1 rRNA gene is annotated in these 227 nt (G+C 46.7%); it reads left to right on the plus strand.

Going from position 1 to position 227, the window contains the following annotated elements:
- A 23S ribosomal RNA gene (locus tag HF569_RS12245) occupies positions 1–227 on the plus strand; the annotation flags it as partial.

The following is a 227-nucleotide window of genomic DNA, read 5'->3' on the forward strand; positions in this document are numbered from 1 at the left end:
CAGGTTGATATTCCTGTACTAGTTAATCATGTTTGAACGATGGAGGGACGCAGGAGGCTATGGTGTGCACACGATTGGAAATGTGTGTTCAAGCGTCAAGTCTGGTGATGAGTCAAATGCTTATCGCTAAGGACAAGGCGTGACGAGGACCGAATTTTAGTAGGGAAGCGCCAGATGTCACACTGCCGAGAAAAGCTTCTAGTTAGTGATTAATTACCCGTACCGCA

This window comes from Levilactobacillus tujiorum, assembly GCF_012641185.1.
GTDB lineage: Bacteria > Bacillota > Bacilli > Lactobacillales > Lactobacillaceae > Levilactobacillus > Levilactobacillus tujiorum.